Origin of the sequence: Burkholderia sp. E168m23, assembly GCF_016586125.1 — a bacterium.
Lineage (GTDB): Bacteria > Pseudomonadota > Gammaproteobacteria > Burkholderiales > Burkholderiaceae > Burkholderia > Burkholderia orbicola.
This window is the reverse complement of sequence record NZ_BCPP01001549.1, coordinates 1-859: the sequence shown is the minus strand read 5'-3', so window position 1 is coordinate 859 and position 859 is coordinate 1. Positions and strand designations below refer to the sequence as shown.

The window sequence follows — 859 nt, the reverse complement described above, 5'->3', positions numbered from 1 at the left end:
TGGCGGCTGGGCGGCGTCGTCATGGCGGGTGCGGGCTCGGGTGGCGGATTACTCGCCGTCGGGGGTATCCCACTCGTCGCGTTCGGTGCGGCGCGCATCGGGCACCGACAGCCCGAAGTGGCGATACGTGAGCAGCGTCGCGACGCGCCCGCGCGGCGTGCGCTGCAGGAAGCCCTGCTGGATCAGGTACGGTTCGAGCACGTCCTCGATCGTGTCGCGCTCCTCGCCGATCGCCGCCGCGAGGTTGTCGATGCCGACCGGGCCGCCGTCGAACTTGTACAGGATCGCTTCGAGCAGCTTGCGGTCCATCAGGTCGAAGCCGACCGGATCGACGTCGAGCATCGCGAGCGCGGCGTCGGCAACGGCCGCGGTGATCTGGCCGTCGGCCTTCACTTCCGCGAAGTCGCGCACGCGGCGCAGCAGCCGGTTCGCGATCCGCGGCGTGCCGCGCGCGCGCTTCGCGATTTCCAGCGCGCCGTTCGGATCGATCTGCGCATTCAGCAGCGACGCCGAGCGGCGCACGATGCGCGACAGTTGTTCGGCGTCGTAGAACTCGAGGCGCGCGACGATCCCGAAACGATCGCGCAGCGGGTTGGTCAGCATCCCCGCGCGGGTGGTTGCGCCGACCAGCGTGAACGGCTGCAGGTCGAGCTTCACGCTGCGCGCGGCCGGGCCTTCGCCGATCATGATGTCGATCTGGTAATCCTCGAGCGCCGGATACAGGATTTCCTCGACGACCGGCGACAGCCGGTGGATCTCGTCGATGAACAGCACGTCGTTCGCTTCGAGGTTCGTCAGCAGCGCGGCGAGATCGCCCGCGCGCTCGAGCACGGGGCCCGACGTCTGACGCAGGTTCACG

1 protein-coding gene is annotated in these 859 nt (G+C 69.3%); it reads right to left on the bottom strand.

Features of this window, described 5'->3' with window-relative positions; all coding sequences use genetic code 11:
- Positions 1–48: 48 nt before the first annotated feature.
- On the bottom strand, positions 49–859 hold an 811-nt coding region (gene ruvB / locus JMF90_RS38810), incomplete at its 5' end, for a Holliday junction branch migration DNA helicase RuvB (RefSeq protein ID WP_201326520.1).